This window comes from Nostoc sp. (genome assembly GCF_036917675.1).
Taxonomy (GTDB): Bacteria; Cyanobacteriota; Cyanobacteriia; order Cyanobacteriales; family Nostocaceae; genus Nostoc.
This window is the reverse complement of record NZ_JBALCT010000069.1, coordinates 63,001-81,871: the sequence shown is the minus strand read 5'-3', so window position 1 is coordinate 81,871 and position 18,871 is coordinate 63,001. Positions and strand designations below refer to the sequence as shown.

Sequence of the window (18,871 nt, the reverse complement as noted above, 5' to 3'; positions counted from 1 at the left end):
TAGTTTAGGGGTAGCCCTACGCAAAAATAGCTCGATGCCAGGTTTAATTTTACAAACTAAAGCCCTCTAGCTCACGTCATTGCTAGGGGGCTTTATTTTATCTGGAATTTAGTATTGGATAAGTGGGCTTCCAAAAAATAAATTATATCAAAAAGTGATCGCTCGTCCAGCCTGGAAAACTAATAGAGCGATCGCTACTTTCGGTTTTGAAGCCATGCATGAGATGAATCTCCCATGCTTAGGTTAAAGGTTTATCGCCGGCTTCTCCCTGTCGTCCCCTGTCCCCCTCTCCTTGTGGTGCAGACATGATTTGCTTTTGCTGTTCTTGTAGCCAGGTTTCAAAGAGTTCATTCAGCAGGCGCACTTTCATGAATTCATCCAGTTGTGCTGGGATAAATTTTTCCAGCCGCAAAATCACAAACCAGTCAGCGATGCGGGTAGGGGGCAATATCTGACCTGGTTGACTACTAGAGAGCATTTGCACCATTACCGGATGTAGTGCATTCAGTTCAATCGGGCCAACTAAGCCACCAGTTTGGGCTTCTGGACCGAGTGAGTATTCCCGCGCCAAGCCAGCAAAAGAGTTTTCTTTTGCCTGAATCCGGAAGTAAAGTTCTTGAGCAATTCCCACATCCTGGGTTCGCAGCAGGGAATAAATTACTTTGTCTAGTTTTGCCTTAGACTGAAAAAAGTAGGATTCCAGTTTATTACCCCAAGCGGCTTGCTTGAATTTTTCAATTTTCAGCTTACGAGTGGTAATAACTTCTAGTTGTTCGGGAGTCAGCCCTTGATGTGCCATCCAAGCCTGGATGTCTTCTTCATTTTTGAACTGTTTTTCAGCGTAAAACTGCTGTTTAGCTTGGGCTACTTCCTCAAGTGTACACTCTATTGCTACCTTCTCGGAGCCTGAGTTTTGCTCTATCGCCTCATCGATGATCAATTCGCGCTGCAACTGTGGCAGCATTTGGTAATTTGCCAGTAAGGAAATCAGTTCACTAGCTGTGATTGTACGATTACCGATTTGGATCGCTTCAGTCATTAGCTTTCGGGCATCTCAAGAATATCTAGTTTGTTAAAGAAGCTATACCGTAGCCCATTTACTGGGAGCTTTTGTCTTAATACTAGGAGTCAGGTTAGCATACCTCACTTTTGTAATAATTAAATAGTGACTTGTTAACATACTTTAAAATATACATTATTTGAGTTTTTATCAAAGATTCTACGTAAATATGACCAGATGTGAAGACAAGGACAAAGGAAAATGACTAATGAGTGTTCTCTCCACTGCAACTTAGTACAGAACACCATAAAAAGGGTATGGAATTTAATCATTCATAGGTTGGGTAGAACGTTCGCGTAGCGTCCCGTAGGGAAGTGAAACCCAACATCAAGTCTCAATATTTCCAAACCCCTTTTACGGTGACGTGTACTTAGAAGACGAAGTTATTAGACTGAGCTAGGGTGCTTTGAGATAGTCCTCTCCTAATAAAGGTGTTTTTAGTTAAGTAGAAATACTTGCTAAAACTCTAGCTTTGTTTCATTCTGAAGGTGGGCTTTGCACATGGACTGTTAGTAATAAGGCGCGCTTATTTTGAACATTTACAAATTCTCGTGGTCTATTAAGAGTTATCAGAGATGGAAAAAGGCAGCACATCCAATGCTGCCTTTTTCTATGAGCCATCTATGTATCCCACAACCAAAAATTCTAACGTCTATAATGACTCTAAATAGTTCAAAAGATCCGCCATTTCTTGGGCACTAGGTTGGAATTTTGGCATTGGCGGTGTTTCGCCACTAATCACTTGGTGAATCAGCCCATACCGAGACTTGTGCTTTGAAACAGCTTGCAAACTGGGTCCCACTCGCCCATCTGCTTCCAAACCATGACAACCAGCACAGTTAATTTGAAAGATCGCGTGTCCTTGAACTGGGTTTCCTGTTAGAGATAGAACACTCTTGACGTATGGATCGGAGGCTTGAACCAACTGAACACCAAAAAAGCCCAAAGGGACTGCTAGCAGTATGGCTAGCGTCAATAAAACGATTCGCTGAATCAAAATTTCAGGTTTGGTAATCTGGTTATCCAAAAGGTTTGCTGTGAAAGTCTAGGTGTGCTAAAAAGTTTTCATTTCCTACACATAGCTTAAAAGTTCTTGATTGTGTCTGCAAGCACAGAAGACTATTTTCTTGTGGGCAGCCACCCTCTAAAAAGGCTGTAGGGCGCAGGATTCATACCAAATTTGGTAAAATAAAAAACAGGCAACGAATATTTAATAATTACAAAGAGGAGATTTACAGTGGTTGAACCCCTGCTATCAGGTATTGTCCTTGGTCTAGTTTTCGTCACACTCGCCGGACTGTTTTACGCTGCCTATAAGCAATACAAGCGCCCGAATCAGTTAGGGGGATGAGGAGTGCTGTTAGCGCGTTAGCGGGGCGTTTAGCCCGTGCTGAGTGCTGAGGCAGGAGGCAGGAGTAAGAGTTATTTTTCCCCTGCTTCCCTGCTTCTCTCATTCCCCAATTCTGTAGAAAGTAAGTGATGTGTTGCCGTAAACTTTCTGGCGGCAAATTTCCCAAGTAGGAATCTCTAGCGGTGTCCAACCTTGTGAGGCGTGTTCCACTGCGATTTCGCCGCTAGGATCTAAAAGTTGATAGTGAGCGATCGCTTCTAATACTGGCTGGTACAATCCACTGGCATAAGGTGGATCAAAGTAGATTCTATCAAATTGCTTGCCTGATAAAGTCTTTAACTGCTGGGTAATATCTCCCCGTAATACCCGAAATTCTTGGTTGGCATTAGCTACCTGCTGCCAATTTTCTTTGATGGTGGCACAGGCTCGGCTCGATTGTTCAATTCCGACTACTAGGTTAGCTCCTCTACACAAAGCCTCTGCGCCCATTGAACCAGTGCCGGCGCACAAATCTAGCCAGTGGCAACCTACAATTTGTCCCTGCCAAATATTAAAGACTGCCTCTCTTACCCGCGCACTGGTGGGTCTAGTTTCTTTTCCTGGTAAAGTTTTTAGCTGGCGATTGCCGTAAATTCTCAGACTCATTGGTCATTGGGGATTGGGCACTTGTACTGAGGGTTGCCGTTGGCGCAGCCTCTGGTAGAAAAGTATTAGTCAATGGCCATTTTCACGTATTAACAAAGGACAAATCAGAAATGACAAATGACAAAAAGAATATTAGGCAGGAATTTTTTCGCGGACTTGAGCAACGAAATTAGACAGGATTTGCAATCCGATATTAGAGGATTTCTCGGGATGAAATTGGACTGCCATCAGGTTTTTATGGGCGATCGCAGCTGTGACGGTTTGAGTACCGTGGGTGACGGTTGCTGCACGGATTAGCGGGTCTATTGGGTCAACATAGTAGGAATGGACAAAATACACCCAAGGATCGGACGGTAAATGCTCCCATAAAATACTTTTTGGCTGAGTCACTTCCAGCTGATTCCAACCCATGTGAGGAATAGTGATGTCAGGTTCTGAACGAAACCGCCGCACTTTTCCTTTGATAATTCCCAGCCCTGGTTGAGTACCTTCTGCACTTGATTCAAAGAGAATTTGCAATCCTAAACAAATTCCTAAGAAAGGTTTACCAGATGCGATCGCTTCTTTAATTGGTTGTTCCAAACCACGCGCTCGCAGGTGTTGCACTGCTGGATCAAATGCTCCCACTCCCGGTAGGACTATTGCATCTGCCTGCTCTAATTCCTTTAGAGAATAAGTAACATTAGGAGTTGCCCCAGCTTTTTCCAAGCCTTTGCAGACTGAGTGCAAATTTCCCATCTCGTAGTCTACGACCGCAATAACTGGCATTTACCTGCTCCTTGTAAATTTATTATGGAGGGTTTTTCTATTCTAAATAATATTTGTTATGAAGAAAAGAATTCTATTAACTTCTTTTGATATTTGGCTAAAGGATCAACAGTCGAATTCTTCTGATGATTTATTATTTGAAGTGACCAAACTTGATCTGATACCGCATGACTTAAGTTTTTTACGCCAGTTACCCGTAGATGTGCAACTTGCCAGTACTTAGGTAATTGAACAAATCAATGCAATCCAAGTTGGACTACTTAAGCCAAAAAACTCAGGGCACGTTGTATCTTTGTCCATATTCCGGTTCTCAATCGTATTAATTATTAACAAACTGGCACTTTCATAAATTTGTGGGTGCCTGTATGGTGGAGAAAATATTTAAATTTATGTTGTCATTGTTACTAAATTTTCTGCTTGGCCAAACAACTCCTGCCACGCTACCTCCTGAAGAAGTGTTGCAACCACAAGAAGTGCGTGCTTTACCAGGACAACTGGATACAGTGCCAACCTTTAACAGTAATAGTCCAGAGTTGGTATTGAAAGAAGGGATTTTACTTTCGACTTTTCCACCAGATGGTAAAAGAGTACCAACGGCACATTTGAATTTTCCCTTTCGGGGGCGATTTGATATTTTTGCCCACCACATTACTAAGGCGGAACCACCAGAAAATTTGCGTAGGCGTAGCCCGTCAGAGACATCGCTCTATCTAGGGATAATTTTGCACAACCCTGGTTCGGAAGCAGTGAAGGTGAATATTTGGCAGGCGGCAAGTTATTTGAGTCAACCGGATGCACCATTTATTCAGTTACCATCCTTAAGTCAAAATCTTTTAGGTACAATTTTTGCAGGACCTGGCGATCGCGTCATGTCTGATGTGCTTAGGGGAGAGCGACAAGAGATTTTCCCTGCCCAAATTGAGATTCCACCAGGGCAAAGTCGGATGTTATTAAATTTGCCCATTCCTGTCCAGGGATTAACACCACCGTTAAATGGTCGATCTACGTTAATGCGACTGCAAAGTAATGGCACTGTCTATGCAGCTAGCCTAGCGATGTTTGCACGGGTGAATCCTGATGGTAGTGAGCGATCGCCTACCTTAGAAGAGTGGCAAAATTTATTAGATAATGGTGATTTGGCTGGGCCACGGGATAAAGCGCCCACTCCCCTAGAGCAAACTGGCAAGCCTATAATTTATGGGCGTGTAGCTGGAGTGGCTGGTGGTTCACGATGGAGAGCCTTATTAGTAGATAATCCTAAAGCCAGATATTTGACTATTCCCCAGCCTGGTCAAGCGTTTTCTTACGCTCTGAGTACCCTGCATGGCGGTAGATTAGGAACTGGTCAAATTCAAAGTGCGCCTATGCTGGTGCGCTATCCTGACACGGCATATCGCGCTCATGGCAATTATGGAATTCAATATAATCTGAAGTTGCCGCTATACAATAATACTCAAAGTCCTCAAACTGTTAGTGTGTCCATACAAACGCCACTCAAAGAGGATCAGTTGGAAAAACTGGGGTTACGCTTTTTGAGTACACCAGCCCGTCAAGTATTCTTCCGAGGAACGGTGCGGGTACGTTACAAAGATGACCAAGGCCAGCCAAAAACAGAGTTTGTGCATTTAGTGCAAAGGAGAGGTCAACCAGGGGAACCGTTAGTTTTATTAAAGATGAAACCAGGCGATCGCTCCTTAGTAGAAGTAGACTTTCTCTATCCGCCGGATGCCACACCACCGCAAGTATTAACAGTGTCAACTCAAGCCGAACCTCGGTAATCAGTCAGAGGTAATAGGGAATGCAGGGTGGTTTCATCCAAACAGAGAAAAGTCCCATACTCTTATTTCTTTGTTGGTTAACTATGGAAAGTAAATCAAAAGTGAATGGAGATTTAGAGCTTACAGATTTTTCTCCCACCGGATGAAACCACTCTGCTCTTCCCTACAAGGGAATGGGGGTTTCAAAGCCTCTCTCCTGTAAATAGCTACGGTGTACACACAAGTCATCGAATTACCCAAAACAAAACCTCACCCTGTCAAGAAAGGACATCCCTCTCCTTACTAAGGAGAAGGACAGGTTTTACTACGTAAAACCAGGGTGAGGTTTCTCAGGAGCTATGAGTATGAGACTTAACCGGAAATTGCCTCATCAAAGACTTGTGTGTACACCGTAGCCTGTAAAGAGAGGAACGCAAGTGAGATTTTTAGTAGATAATTTGACTTTTCAAACAACCTCTAACAGTGCGGTTAATGTTGATCGGTGAATTAACTTCTTCATATTGATAAAGCTTTTCACCCCAAGTTTGTATATTTAGGGTGAATACTTATTCCGCTCCATGCATTGCAATAGAAATAGCAGACTATAGCAGGCAATAAAAGGACGGTATGGCAACCGAGCAAAAAATCAATCAAGAAACTGAGTTAAATTCGCTCCAGCACCTTATTGGAACCCTGATCTTACTGGTAGAGGATGAGCCAGATATTGCAGATTTGTTCATCTTCATTTTGGAAGCAGCAGGTGCAGAGGTGATGGCTTTAACCGATGCAGAAGCAGCCCTTGATTTGGTCGAATCGCTTCATCCCGATATTCTGCTGTGCAATGTGAAGTTGCCTGATCATGATGGAAATTGGTTAATTAAGCAAATTCGGGTGCATTCTTGCCCATCTATAAGACAGTTGCCCGCGATCGCTATCACTTCTTATACACGCGAGGTTTCAAGTCATAAAGCTTTGAATGCTGGTTTTAATCGATTTCTAGTCAAGCTTGACAGTCCAGAGGAAATCGTAAGTGAGATTGTTCACCTGCTATCTACTGATATTTAGTTAAATATAAATACTCGGTCTTCATGTCATTTTTGACACTGATTTCACCCAATAGCAGGTGGGAGCGTACAGATAGCTGCACGCTCCTACAAGCGACTCTACTTTGCAAACCATATAAGCAAGTGGGTCAAATTAAATATAAAACCTCACCCTGCCTCCATCTTCCCTCCCCGAACTCACGGAGAGGGATTGAGGGTGAAGTTTGATCTTATATTTAATTACGCCTACCTACTTAACCCTAAGTGGGTAGGGTGAGATTTTAGATATATTTGTTAACCTTATTGAAAACCCTTTGCTGGTTTTTTTTGCCCTTTACCCTTGGGCTTAGATTTATTAACTTCTCCTAAAGCTTCCTGAAATAAGTTATGCAAATGTATGGGTACACTAGCAATTTCTGGTAACTCTGGCTCAATAGGTTTGTGGAATTCTTGCAAAAGTGCATCCAAGTCACTTTCAAGATGAAACTCTGGACGTTGCAAAAGTGTTTGCAACACATTTTCTAATTGAGTTGGATAATGTTGTGCTAATCGATGCCAGATAAAAGCATTAATACTTTTATCTTCCAAGTAGTAGCGAACTAGTTTTTCAGCCCCTTGAACACTTTGCCAGTCCTCTGCCGATAAAATTGCTTGTACCTTACTATATGTTGGTAAAAACATTTGTCCCCAACGGGGATGAGAAAGAGCCGTTACGTGTTCAGCTTTCCTGAGTTCGGCAGGTAAATCAACCTTTGGCATAACCATTTTGGTATTGCCGCTTTTGCTGTTAAACATCTGAGAGACTACGTTTGAATCAGCACCAAATTCTTCTGCTGCTGCTTTGATTTCCTCATCTCCAATGCCAGCTGCTTCTGCCACTTCAGCCAAGGATTTGGAAGTATCAATTCCTGCGGCTGCAAAGGTTTTTTCAGTAATTAATTCTTGAAATTCCGCTATTTTTTTATTAAGATGGTATCCAGATAGTGTGATTTCATCAGTGCCAAAAAAGTCCACAAACTGCTGATGATATTGTACTACTGACTGCCAAGCTTCCTCTAGCAAGTCGGGAGCATCGCTGTAAAGATTAGTTTTATAGTTTTCTTTGAAATTACCAATTGCTACAGCAAGTTTTGGTTTACCTAATTTACCCATTATTGTGTAGGGGCCAGAAAACATCCAGTAGCTATCGGTAACAGGAGAAATGCGAGTTAGTAAAATTTCTCCTGGTTTCAACCGAGATATTGCCTGTAATGTTTGAGTATTGTTTGGCTTGACGATGTAGCGTTTATCTGTCAACCAGTTCGTCAATTCAAAACCATCAGGTAGAATATTAGTTATGGCAAATAAGCCAATAAAACTATGATGCCAACTGTTGATCAGGCTGCGATCGCTTTGGTCTAAATCTGGATGGCTTTCGATAAATAACTCTAATGGTGACTTATCACCGACTTTCCCGGCTGTCAAAAAGCTATCGATGATTAAGTCCTGCTGCGTACTATCCCCACTTCCACGGCGCGACTGTGCGGCAGCATAAGTTTCTAGTGCTTGTGCCAGTTCGCCTTCAGCATCAAGGACAAAATCAACTAAAGCTTGTTTTAATTGGTGCGATCGTTCTAATATGACATCCACAAGTTAATCTCTCGGTGCAACAGATGTAAATTATAGCTTTTGAGAGAATTGCAGCATCTAGCAATAGCTAGATTTATGGAGATACACACCTAGCGGATTTAGCCGTCAAGCTTCTCTTAAACTAGATACAAGGCATTACACAAGGTCATTACAGATGGTTGCAACTCCAAATTCTAGCTATATTTCTCCAGAAGACTATCTCAAAGGAGAAGAAACTAGTCCTATCAAGCATGAATATAGACAAGGACAGGTTTACGCAATGGCAGGAGCAAGTAATACCCATGTAATTATTAGCGGAAATCTATTTGCTATGCTGAGAAATCATTTGCGCGGGAGTGGTTGTCAGGCTTATATCTCAGATACCAAAGCACATATTGAGTCGATTAATATCTATTACTACCCCGATGTGATAGTAAGTTGTGACCAACGAGATAAAGCTTTTAACAACTTTCTGCGTTACCCCTGCTTAATTGTAGAAGTGCTATCTCCGACAACAGAAGCCTTTGACAGAGGTGATAAATTTTCTGACTACCGACAGATGGAGTCACTTCAGGAATATGTACTTGTGAGTCAAACTCGGTTAAATGTTGAGTGTTTTCGCCGCAACCCAGAGAGACAATGGGTACTTTATCCATATAAACAAGAAGATATCATTCATCTGGCAAGTGTAGATTTTCGGTGTGCTGTTGCAGATTTCTATGAGGATGTTACTTTTGAATCGCCCTAATGACTGACTACTAGCTCGACAGCCAGAAACCAGAATGTTGAGGATTTAAAAATGTGTTTTTAGCAAAATAAAAAGGCAAAAGAAGATTTTCTTTTGCCTTTTGCCTTTTTACCTTTTAATAAAGACGCGAAATTTCAAGTCTCTACTCTTCGTCGAAATCATCTTCCTCGTCTTCCTCTTCTTCCTCGAAATCGTCGTCGTCTGGTACTTCATCGGCGATTAATTCATCTTCTTCCTCTAGAATTGACCTTTCTGCACGTCTGCTACCAAAACCAGATTCCCCAAGAGTAGGAGAATCTAAATTATAGGTGCGAGCTGTGCGGTCATCTAAAACCATATCCAGGGGATCATCAACTTCATCCAAGACACTATTGCTAATCTCAGCAGCATAATCATCGATCGCACCGGGTTCATCATAGGTATTGTACCCAGTACCAGCCGGAATCAATCGCCCGATAATCACGTTTTCCTTTAATCCGCGCAGCCAGTCGGATTTGCCTTCGATAGCTGCTTCGGTAAGTACCCGTGTTGTCTCTTGGAACGATGCAGCGGAGATAAAGCTATCAGTATTCAAAGATGCTTTAGTAATCCCCAACAATACTGGGGTATACTGTGCCCGCGCACCACCAGTAATTGCCATAGCCTCGTTCACCTGCTCAACTTGGCGCAGTTCTACCAATTCACCGGGAAGCATAGTGGTGTCACCACCATCATCAATCCTGACTTTGTTGGTCATCTGGCGAACAATTACTTCAATGTGCTTATCGGAAATATCAATCCCCTGAGATTGATACACCATTTGCACTTCATTCACCAAGAATGTCTGTACCTTTTGCAAAGCATGGCTAGCACAAGCATAGATTCCGTCTTCGGAACCCAGGCTAAAGAAGATTTCCAAAATTTCGTGGGGGTTGGATGGCCCATCTGTCAACGGTTGTCCGGCTAATACAGTTGATCCATCTGGCACAATCAAATTTTGTCCTGGGCCTAGAGGATAATCTGTGATTACGCCATTTGATTCTACGACTTTGATAGCGATCGCTTCATCACCACCGTCGGCGTAAACTACCTTAATTTCACCCGCCCGCCGACACAAAATACACGCTTCTTTCGGTTTACGAGCTTCGAGCAGTTCCTCAATCCGGGGCAAACCTTGAATAATATCTCCGGTTTTGGCACGTTCAAACACCAACAGCACCAAGTTATCACCCCGTTGTACCAAATCGCTGTCTTCTATCTGCAACACAGCACCAGGGCTGACTCGATAAGGGCGACCGATGCGGGTAGTAATAACGTAGTTTTTAGTACTCAAAGCTGATTCCTCACCAGATGCAGCAGTGACACTTTTGATATCCACTACTTGCCCTGATTCTGGGGCAAAAACTCCAGGAGCAACTTCTGTACCCTCTACTAGCAAGTCACCCACTTTCACTTTAGGCTGAGTACTAGTATTAATCGTAAGCCTGTCAGCGTCGCGCAACACCAAGCAGCGACGCACGTTTTCGGTTCCTTTTTGAACGCCTCGCACGATCCCCCCTTCTTTACACAAGATTTGGGTACGTGCTACTACAGATCCAGGGGCGATGGTAAGCCCATCTTCTACCTCAAGTGTTGTCTCGGTGCTACCTTGGGTGGCATCGGCGGTAATGTCTCGACGAATTACCAAGGACTCCAAAATCACCAGTTGTAAGCGTTGAACTTCTGGATCTTCGGCATCCTGTACCAATTCAATATCTGCTGCTAGAGGCGAAGCATTGTGGTCTTGTTCTCCTTCTTGCTCAATTTCCAGCACTAGCTGGGTTCGCAGCAGTTCCACACCTTCAACAGACTTGACGCGTTCCGAATCTTTGTAAGGCAGTCGCTGCACAGCCCGCAACTGAATTGATCGCCCGGTTTGTTGACTTACTGATGTAGTTGATGGCACATCGGGATTATCCGGTACGGCAAACTCAACTACTGGACGACTCAACAGGGCAGGACCTTCTGGTGTCTCCACATACTGGATATAGCGCAATTCCGTGGCAACACTACCTTGAAACTCCTCACCTGGTTGGATGAAGGTGTTATCTCGCCCGATAACTGCTTCTGGATTGTCCACCATTAGCAATTCCCCTGGCTTAACCACAACTTCCCGCAGGATGTCGTTTTTCTGGGTCACTTCTACCACACCGCTGTTTTGGCAGAAAATATCTTTTACTACCTCGGTGCCAGCTTCCACAAACTGACCGTCTTCTACCAACAGCAAGGAGATATCTTTATTAACTTCGTGACTTTCTTCGGGAATCCACAACAGGGTACCGCCCTGCACCACTTCATAACCCAGCTTGGCTTTGCCTTTTTTCTGGACTTCTACACCCGCGAATTTCAGAAATCCACCCGTGGTTGTGCGATAGCGGTCATCAATTAACTCGGCTACTACTTGACCATTTTGCACTTTTGTGCTTGGTGTAGCTCGAAGGTTAAATACCTGGTTGTTGCCAGTGGAGACTAAGTAATTATTGCGACCTTGGGAACTTTGGACTGTTACCGTTGCCTGGTCTAAGACTACAGAAGCGGTGATAATCTCAATTTCCCTGGTACTTTTACCTGGGTTAACTTCGGGCAAGCGCACCACACCGCCGTGCAAAGTGCTTAACTTGGTTTCTGCTAAAACTCCATTAGAGGCGATCGCATCACCATTTTTGACAATCAATTCTGCACCGGGCGGCAAGTTGTAAACTTCCCCAGACAAAATCCAAATCAAGCCACCGCGTGCGGCTGTGGTTGTGGTATTACCCTGACGGTCAGTTTTTTGTTCTGGGACTACTTCGGCAAATTGCACTTCTCCTGCTAAGTCAGAGGCGACATCTTTAACTGCTTTTTCTGTATTAGTCCGAGTTGTACGTCCACCGAGGGCAACCTCTGCCAACAACTGACCTTGTTTTACCTGATTTCCGTCAAATACATATAATGTTGAACCTTGAGTAAGATGAACCTCTTGGTTGTCTGGGGTAACATCACCTACTTTTGTTGGCTCCAAAAGCAGGATGCCATTAGCCTCAACATATAGGGCATCTTCACCGTGGCGGGTACGATATGTTCTGGTCTTCAGTTTGCGAGGAAGCTTAACAGTTCCATCGATTTTAGAACGAACTTGTTGCGCTACTTCTCCAGTAAACACACCACCCGTGTGGAATGTCCGCATGGTTAACTGGGTGCCAGGTTCGCCGATACTTTGGGCGGCAATAATTCCCACAGCTTCGCCCAAGTCCACCATTTTGGCGTGGGCTAAACTCCAGCCGTAGCAGTGTTGACAGACAGAACGTGCTGCTTCACAAGTTAGGGGCGATCGCACCACAACTTCTGTCACCCCAGATTTTTCAATTTTCTTCGCCAAGTCCTCAGGAATTGGCGAATTGCGTGGTGCAATTACTTCTTTTGTCACCGGATGCAGCACATCTTCGCCAATTACCCGTCCCATCAAGCGGGTTGCTAGAGGAATCAAGGTTTTGGCACCTTCTGTCATTGGTCGAATGCTAAGACCTCTGGTGGTGCCACAATCAAATTCCCGAATAATTACATCCTGGGATACATCCACTAACCGGCGGGTGAGATAACCAGAGTCAGCCGTCCGCAAGGCAGTATCCACCAATCCTTTTCTAGCACCGTAAGACGAAATAATATATTCCGTCACAGTTAGTCCTTCACGGAAGTTGGTTTTGATGGGCAAATCGATAATTTCCCCTTGAGGATCTGCCATCAGTCCCCGCATCCCCACCAATTGCCGGACTTGGGAGATATTACCCCGTGCCCCGGAGAATGCCATCATGTATACGGAATTCAGGGGATTAGTCTTCTTGAAGTGGACGACTACTTCATCTTTCAATGCTTCACTGGTACCGTTCCAGGTATCGATTACCTTTTGGAAGCGTTCTACTTCAGTAATTTCTCCGCGTTGGTAACGGATTTCAGTGGCGCGAATTTCTTCTTCGGCTGCTTCTAAGAGCAATCGTTTAGTTGGTGGCACCATCAAGTCATCTACACTGATAGAAACCCCTGCTTTGGTAGCGTAGCGAAATCCCAAATCTTTCAATTTGTCCGCCATCACTGCGGTTCGCGCCGTACCATAATTCGTAAAAGCCCAAGAAATTAAATTTCTCAGTTGACCTTTGTCAACCACGCGATTGCGAAAAATCATTTTTTCGTTAGTCATTAGTCATTAGTCCTGAGTCATCAATAATTAATAATTCGTATCTAGTAATTCGTAATTCGTAATTAATTCTTCAATTACGAATTACGAATTAGAAATTACGAATTAACTTGCTAGCGCTTCCTGAATGGCATTGTTGTAAATAACGCGGCCAGGAGTTGTGTATATATACTGAGAAATTACATTGCCCTTAGCGTCTTGTCTGACTCGGCGGAACTTATAGAGTAATGTCCGGCTACCATCGTCGTTTTCCGTCACTTTCACAGGTTCCGTATCCGGTTGGTCTGATTCTATTTCACCGTCAAACCGCACGTAAATATAGGCGTGCAAGTCAACTTGCTCTTGCTGGTAAGCCATAATTACGTCATCTAGCGAATAAAAGTACTTTCCTGCGCCTTTTGTCGCACCGGGATTTTCTGCTGTTAAGTAATATGCCCCCAATACCATATCTTGACTGGGCGTGATGATCGGTTTACCCGTGGCTGGTGACAGAATATTGTTAGAAGCCAACATCAACAACCGCGCTTCAGCCTGACTTTCTAACGACAACGGTACGTGTACCGCCATTTGGTCGCCATCAAAGTCGGCGTTAAACGCTGGACACACCAGAGGATGCAGTTGAATCGCTCTACCTTCTACTAAAATCGGTTCAAAAGACTGAATACCCAAGCGGTGCAACGTTGGTGCCCGATTTAGCATCACAGGGTGTCCTTCAATCACCTCTTCCAGCACATCCCATACACTGGGGTCATTACGCGATATCAGCTTTTTCGCAGCTTTGATATTATTTACCATGCCGCTACGAATTAGGCGGTTAATCACAAATGGTTGAAATAGCTCAATTGCCATTTCTCTAGGCAAACCACACTGGTGAATTTTCAGCTTTGGTCCGACCACAATTACAGAACGTCCAGAGTAGTCAACCCGTTTACCTAACAAGTTTTGTCGGAAACGTCCTTGCTTACCCTCAATAATGTCGGACAAAGATTTTAGGGGTCGGTTATTTGCCCCTACCACAGTGCGTCCCCGACGACCATTGTCAATCAAAGCATCCACTGCTTCTTGCAGCATCCGCTTTTCATTCCGCACAATAATCTCTGGTGCCAAAATTTCTTGCAAGCGTGCCAAACGATTGTTGCGGTTAATTACCCGCCGATACAAATCATTTAAATCGCTGGTGGCAAACCGTCCGCCATCTAGCTGCACCATTGGCCGTAAGTCGGGAGGAATCACGGGAATGACTGCCATTACCATCCACTCTGGTTTGGAACCAGTGGCGATGAAGTTGTCAATCACCCGCAGTCGCTTAATTAACTTGGCTCTCTTTTGTCCCTTGGCGTTACCAATTTCTTCACGCAGGCTTTCCGCTTCTTGCTCTAAATTGATATCGGCAAGCAAGCGTAACAGTGCTTCAGCACCAATACCCACCTCTACGCCCTGTAGCAGAGAATCTTCGCTATAAATTTGGTCTTCAATTTCCAACCACTGGTCTTCACTCAGTAGCTGTTTGTAAGTTAAAGTTTCGGCATTACCTGGACTCAGGACAACATAAGAGTTGAAATAGACAATCTGCTCGACATCCCGCAAGGGCATATCCAACAAGATGGAAATATAGCTAGGAATGCCTTTGAGATACCAGACGTGAGCTACTGGTGCAGCGAGTTTAATATAGCCCATGCGATGGCGACGCACCCGTGACTCGGTGACTTCTACCCCACAGCGCTCACAAACAATACCTCTGTGACGAACTCTTTTATACTTGCCACAATGGCATTCCCAATCTTTCGCAGGGCCAAAGATGCGCTCACAAAATAAGCCATCCATTTCTGGCTTGAGAGTTCGGTAATTAATCGTTTCTGGCTTGGTAACTTCACCGACTACCTGACCATTGGGCAATGTTCTCTCGCCCCACTGCCGAATGCGTTCAGGGGAAGCCAAGCCAATTTTTACGTAGTCAAACTGATTAGTTTGGGCAGGTCTCATACTTAAGTACTGAGTTCCGATTTATGAGTTTTGAGTATTTTTAGTTTTAAGGTTTGAATTAAGAGAGATCCAAGTGCTAAATACTAATTGCTGAGTCTTTTAATTCTCAGCACTTAGCATTCAGCACTCAGCACTACCTTATTCGTCTTCTTCCAACGATTCGCGGGAAAGAGATTCATAGGTGGGTCGAGGAGGTGTGCGACGCGCTGATTGGTCTGCCATCAAATCGACTTCCACATCTAGGGAACTGCCGTCTGCTTGGGTTTCTACCTTGTGTACGGCAATGTCTAATCCCAATGATTGCAACTCGCGCATTAGCACCTTAAAGGACTCTGGGGTTCCAGGTCGGGGAATTGCCTTGCCTTTAACGATCGCATTTAACGCTTCATTCCGTCCTTGCATATCGTCAGATTTAACTGTGAGCAATTCCTGTAAGGTGTAAGCTGCACCAAAAGCTTCCAATGCCCACACTTCCATTTCCCCAAACCTCTGACCACCTTGTTGTGCTTTACCACCCAAGGGTTGCTGAGTCACCAGTGAGTATGGTCCTGTAGAACGGGCGTGAATCTTATCATCCACCAAATGCACCAGTTTCAGCATATAAGCCACACCGATGGTAATTGCTCGGTCAAAGGGTTCGCCTGTACGACCGTCATACACCATGATTTTGCCTGGATTATCTGGGTTATATACCCAGTCTTTCCCTGTTTCGTCTCGTGCTTCTTGCAATTTGCCATGTACGATTCGGCGCGATGACTCTTCACCGTACATTTCGTCAAAGGGAGTAATCTTAAATCGTACTCCCAAGGTCTGACCAGCCCAACCCAAGAGGCATTCAAATACTTGTCCGACGTTCATCCGACTGGGTACACCCAAGGGGTTAAGTACAATGTCCACTGGTGAACCATCGGGCAAATAAGGCATATCTTCTGCTGGTAATATCCGAGAAATAATCCCTTTATTACCGTGGCGTCCTGCCATTTTGTCACCAACTTGGATTTTGCGTTTTTGGGCGACATACACCCGGACTACCATATTGGCTCCTGGTGGCAGTTCATCGCCTTGTTCACGAGTAAACAAGCGCACATCAACTACGCGACCTTTTTCACCGTTTGGTACTCGCAAGGAATTGTCCCGCACATCCCGCGCTTTTTCACCAAAGATGGCACGTAACAGTTTTTCTTCTGGCGGTTGGTCAGATTCACCTTTGGGTGTGACTTTTCCTACCAATATATCTCCAGCTTCTACCCATGCCCCAATGCGAATGATTCCCTGTTCATCCAACTGACGCAAGGCATCTTCCCCGACGTTGGGAATTTCTCTGGTGATTTCTTCTGGCCCCAGTTTCGTCTGTCTAGCTTCAATTTCATATTTTTCAATGTGAATTGAGGTGTAGACATCATCCTGCACCAGTCTTTCAGAAATTAAAATTGCGTCTTCGTAGTTGTAGCCTTCCCAAGGCATATAAGCAACTACAATATTTTGTCCTAGCGCCAATTCACCGCCTTCGGTGGAGGAGCCATCAGCTAACACCTGACCAGCAACAACACGTTCACCAATGCGGACGAGGGGTTTCTGATTTAAACAGGTGTCTTGGTTTGAGCGTTGGTACTTAGAAAGGGTGTACTTAATTTCTGAAGTGTTAGCTTTTGGACGGACACGAATTTCTGTAGCATCCACATAGGTGACATCGCCATCGGTGCGCGATACAACCACCATCCCAGAGTCTCTTGCTCCTTGCGCTTCCAAACCAGTACCTACCAGAGGACGTTCTGGCTTGAGCAGGGGTACTGCTTGCCGTTGCATGTTCGACCCCATCAGCGCTCGGTTAGCGTCATCATGCTCCAAGAAGGGAATCATGCTAGTCGCTACCGACACAATCTGTACGGGAGACACTGCTACGTAGTCCACTTGTTCTGGTGTTGTGGTAGAGAATTCCTGGCGATAGCGTACTGGCACTTGCGGCCCAACAATGTGCCCGGTTTCATCTACAGGAATATCTCCAGGAGCAACCCGCAGGTCGTCTTCTTCATCGGCTGTCATGTAGGCTGGAGGCACGTCAAATCTAACTCGCCCATTTTCTACAGGTCTAAATGGCGTTTCTAAGAAGCCGTACAGGTTAACGCGTGCATGGGTTGCTAAGGAGCCAATTAATCCGGCGTTGGGACCTTCTGGTGTCTCAATGGGGCAAATGCGTCCATAGTGACTAGGATGAATATCCCGCACAGCAAACCCAGCGCGTTCGCGGGTTAAACCACCAGGTCCAAGGGCACTCAGGCGGCGTTTGTGGGTCAGTTCTGCTAGGGGATTTGTTTGATCCATGAACTGACTTAACTGGCTGGAACCAAAGAATTCTTTAATTGCTGCTACCAGTGGTTTGGGGTTCACCAAGGAAGCAGGGGTCAGCACTTCCGCATCAGATACGGTCATCCGTTCCCGAATAATTCTCTCTAGGCGATTTAAGCCTACCCGTACTTGGTTTTGCAGCAATTCACCGACGCTTCTCACGCGCCGATTCCCTAAGTGGTCAATGTCATCGATATTACCAATATCATATTCTAGGTTGATCAGGTAATCCACGGCTGCCAAAATATCGCCAGAAGTCAACACGCGCATTGTGTCGGGGACAGAAAGGCGCAATTTTTTGTTGAGCTTGTAGCGTCCGACGCGACCAAGGTCATAACGTTTCGGGTCAAAGAAACGGGAGTCTAGGAGCTGTTGTCCACCTAACACCGTAGGTGGTTCACCAGGACGGAGTTTGCGATATAACTCCATCAGGGCTTCTTCTTCAGAGAATTGCCCTTCTTTTTCAATGGTTTTTTGGAAATATTCTGGATGACGTAAGGCGTCAAAGATTTCGTTATCTGATAACCCTAAAGCTTTTAGAAGTACCTGCGCTGAGAGTTTGCGGGTTTTGTCGATGCGTACCCACACCAAATCGTTACGGTCTGTTTCAAATTTCAGCCATGCTCCTCGGTTGGGAATTAAGCTAGCTGAATAAGTACGTCGCCCGTTTTTGTCTATTTCTGATTTGTAATAAACCCCTGGCGATCGCACTATTTGGTTGACAATTACCCGCTCGGCTCCGTTAATAATAAACGTGCCGCGATCGGTCATCAAAGGCAAATCCCCAATAAATACTTCTTGCTCTTTGATTTCCCCTGTTTCTTTGTTAATCAGGCGTGTAGGTACATACATTTGGACGGCATAGGTACTATCCCGCCGTTTGGCTTCTTCGACGCTGTACTTTGGCTCCTTGAGTTTGTAGTTATGACCTAAAAAGTGCAGTTCTAATTTGCCCGTATAATCTGTGATCGGACTAAAGGAGTTAAGTTCTTCTATCAGCCCTTCTTCCAAAAACCAGCGAAAGCTTGACCTCTGGATTTCAATCAAGTCGGGCAACAGAAAGGCGGGTTCCATATATGTTTCTTTAGTCATGCCTCTACCTTTGTCAACCTGGTTAAATTTTCCCTTGGACACTGCTATTTGATGCTTCCCACTGCTAGCTAGTGTCCTTAGCTGTTTGGGAACTTTTTCTTACACACTTGCTATTTACAGGTGTGGGCAAACGCAGCAATTAAAGCTGGCTAGAATGAGCAATTTCGACAAGAGGGTAATCGTCCCTAATCGGTGACTCAGAAGCCAAAAACCAACTATAGTATTGATTCAAGAAGAATATACAGTTGAGATATTCCTGAGTTTGATCTATTTTCCTCACT

General features: G+C 44.6%; 12 protein-coding genes and 1 pseudogene. 5 read left to right on the top strand and 8 right to left on the bottom strand.

Going from position 1 to position 18,871, the window contains the following annotated elements; genetic code table 11:
* Positions 1-238 precede the first annotated feature (238 nt).
* Positions 239-1,039 (bottom strand): peptidylprolyl isomerase, encoded by an 801-nt coding sequence (locus V7K31_RS27040; RefSeq protein ID WP_335098544.1) that lies wholly within the window; start codon positions 1,037-1,039, stop codon positions 239-241.
* Between the two features lie 673 nt (positions 1,040-1,712).
* Positions 1,713-2,087, bottom strand: coding sequence for a c-type cytochrome (locus tag V7K31_RS27035; RefSeq protein ID WP_099100046.1), 375 nt, complete (start codon positions 2,085-2,087; stop codon positions 1,713-1,715).
* Between the two features lie 210 nt (positions 2,088-2,297).
* Here V7K31_RS27035 and petG point away from each other — a divergent pair, with 210 nt between their 5' ends.
* Positions 2,298-2,411, top strand: coding sequence for a cytochrome b6-f complex subunit V (gene petG / locus V7K31_RS27030; RefSeq protein WP_063721252.1), 114 nt, complete (start codon positions 2,298-2,300; stop codon positions 2,409-2,411).
* Between the two features lie 99 nt (positions 2,412-2,510).
* On the opposite strand, the gene rsmD is transcribed toward petG, so the two are convergent.
* Together rsmD and hisH are read right to left on the bottom strand one after the other, a co-directional pair.
* Entirely contained in the window at positions 2,511-3,056 is a 546-nt protein-coding gene (rsmD, locus tag V7K31_RS27025) for a 16S rRNA (guanine(966)-N(2))-methyltransferase RsmD (RefSeq protein WP_334828411.1), read from the bottom strand.
* Between the two features lie 132 nt (positions 3,057-3,188).
* Positions 3,189-3,824 (bottom strand): imidazole glycerol phosphate synthase subunit HisH, encoded by a 636-nt coding sequence (gene hisH, locus V7K31_RS27020; protein WP_335098541.1) that lies wholly within the window; start codon positions 3,822-3,824, stop codon positions 3,189-3,191.
* A gap of 58 nt (positions 3,825-3,882) precedes the next feature.
* Here hisH and V7K31_RS27015 point away from each other — a divergent pair.
* The 3 genes and pseudogenes from V7K31_RS27015 to V7K31_RS27005 form a co-directional block, all read left to right on the top strand.
* Positions 3,883-4,044: pseudogene (locus V7K31_RS27015) on the top strand (peptidase C15); the annotation flags it as partial.
* A gap of 169 nt (positions 4,045-4,213) precedes the next feature.
* On the top strand, positions 4,214-5,602 hold the full coding sequence (locus V7K31_RS27010; RefSeq protein WP_335098539.1) for a DUF3370 domain-containing protein: 1,389 nt from the start codon (positions 4,214-4,216) through the stop codon (positions 5,600-5,602).
* A 606-nt stretch (positions 5,603-6,208) separates the two neighbouring features.
* Positions 6,209-6,646 carry a response regulator gene (locus V7K31_RS27005; RefSeq protein WP_334828419.1) on the top strand — a complete coding sequence of 146 codons (438 nt, stop codon included), beginning with the start codon at positions 6,209-6,211 and terminating at the stop codon, positions 6,644-6,646.
* A gap of 278 nt (positions 6,647-6,924) precedes the next feature.
* Here the strand turns inward: V7K31_RS27005 and V7K31_RS27000 are convergent, their stop codons facing one another.
* A complete protein-coding gene (locus tag V7K31_RS27000; RefSeq protein WP_335098537.1) occupies positions 6,925-8,253 on the bottom strand; it encodes a hypothetical protein in 1,329 nt (442 codons plus the stop codon).
* 154 nt (positions 8,254-8,407) lie between these two features.
* Here V7K31_RS27000 and V7K31_RS26995 point away from each other — a divergent pair, with 154 nt between their 5' ends.
* Positions 8,408-8,980 carry a Uma2 family endonuclease gene (locus V7K31_RS26995; protein ID WP_335098535.1) on the top strand — a complete coding sequence of 191 codons (573 nt, stop codon included), beginning with the start codon at positions 8,408-8,410 and terminating at the stop codon, positions 8,978-8,980.
* Between the two features lie 142 nt (positions 8,981-9,122).
* Here the strand turns inward: V7K31_RS26995 and V7K31_RS26990 are convergent, their stop codons facing one another.
* The 3 genes from V7K31_RS26990 to rpoB form a co-directional block, all read right to left on the bottom strand.
* Positions 9,123-13,172 carry a DNA-directed RNA polymerase subunit beta'' gene (locus V7K31_RS26990; protein WP_335098532.1) on the bottom strand — a complete coding sequence of 1,350 codons (4,050 nt, stop codon included), beginning with the start codon at positions 13,170-13,172 and terminating at the stop codon, positions 9,123-9,125.
* Positions 13,173-13,274: 102 nt separating this feature from the next.
* A complete protein-coding gene (locus tag V7K31_RS26985) occupies positions 13,275-15,152 on the bottom strand; it encodes a DNA-directed RNA polymerase subunit gamma (protein WP_335098530.1) in 1,878 nt (625 codons plus the stop codon).
* A gap of 138 nt (positions 15,153-15,290) precedes the next feature.
* A complete protein-coding gene (gene rpoB / locus V7K31_RS26980; RefSeq protein ID WP_334828428.1) occupies positions 15,291-18,590 on the bottom strand; it encodes a DNA-directed RNA polymerase subunit beta in 3,300 nt (1,099 codons plus the stop codon).
* Positions 18,591-18,871: the final 281 nt, after the last annotated feature.

Excerpts from the sequence above, each read along its gene's own strand:
- V7K31_RS27040 (WP_335098544.1), bottom strand. The coding sequence starts at position 1,039 with ATGACTGAAGCGATCCAAATCGGTAATCGTACAATCACAGCTAGTGAA.
- rsmD (WP_334828411.1), bottom strand. The coding sequence starts at position 3,056 with ATGAGTCTGAGAATTTACGGCAATCGCCAGCTAAAAACTTTACCAGGA.
- hisH (WP_335098541.1), bottom strand. The coding sequence starts at position 3,824 with ATGCCAGTTATTGCGGTCGTAGACTACGAGATGGGAAATTTGCACTCA.
- V7K31_RS27010 (WP_335098539.1), top strand. The coding sequence starts at position 4,214 with ATGTTGTCATTGTTACTAAATTTTCTGCTTGGCCAAACAACTCCTGCC.
- V7K31_RS27005 (WP_334828419.1), top strand. The coding sequence starts at position 6,209 with ATGGCAACCGAGCAAAAAATCAATCAAGAAACTGAGTTAAATTCGCTC.
- V7K31_RS26995 (WP_335098535.1), top strand. The coding sequence starts at position 8,408 with ATGGTTGCAACTCCAAATTCTAGCTATATTTCTCCAGAAGACTATCTC.
- V7K31_RS26990 (WP_335098532.1), bottom strand. The coding sequence starts at position 13,172 with ATGACTAACGAAAAAATGATTTTTCGCAATCGCGTGGTTGACAAAGGT.
- V7K31_RS26985 (WP_335098530.1), bottom strand. The coding sequence starts at position 15,152 with ATGAGACCTGCCCAAACTAATCAGTTTGACTACGTAAAAATTGGCTTG.
- rpoB (WP_334828428.1), bottom strand. The coding sequence starts at position 18,590 with ATGACTAAAGAAACATATATGGAACCCGCCTTTCTGTTGCCCGACTTG.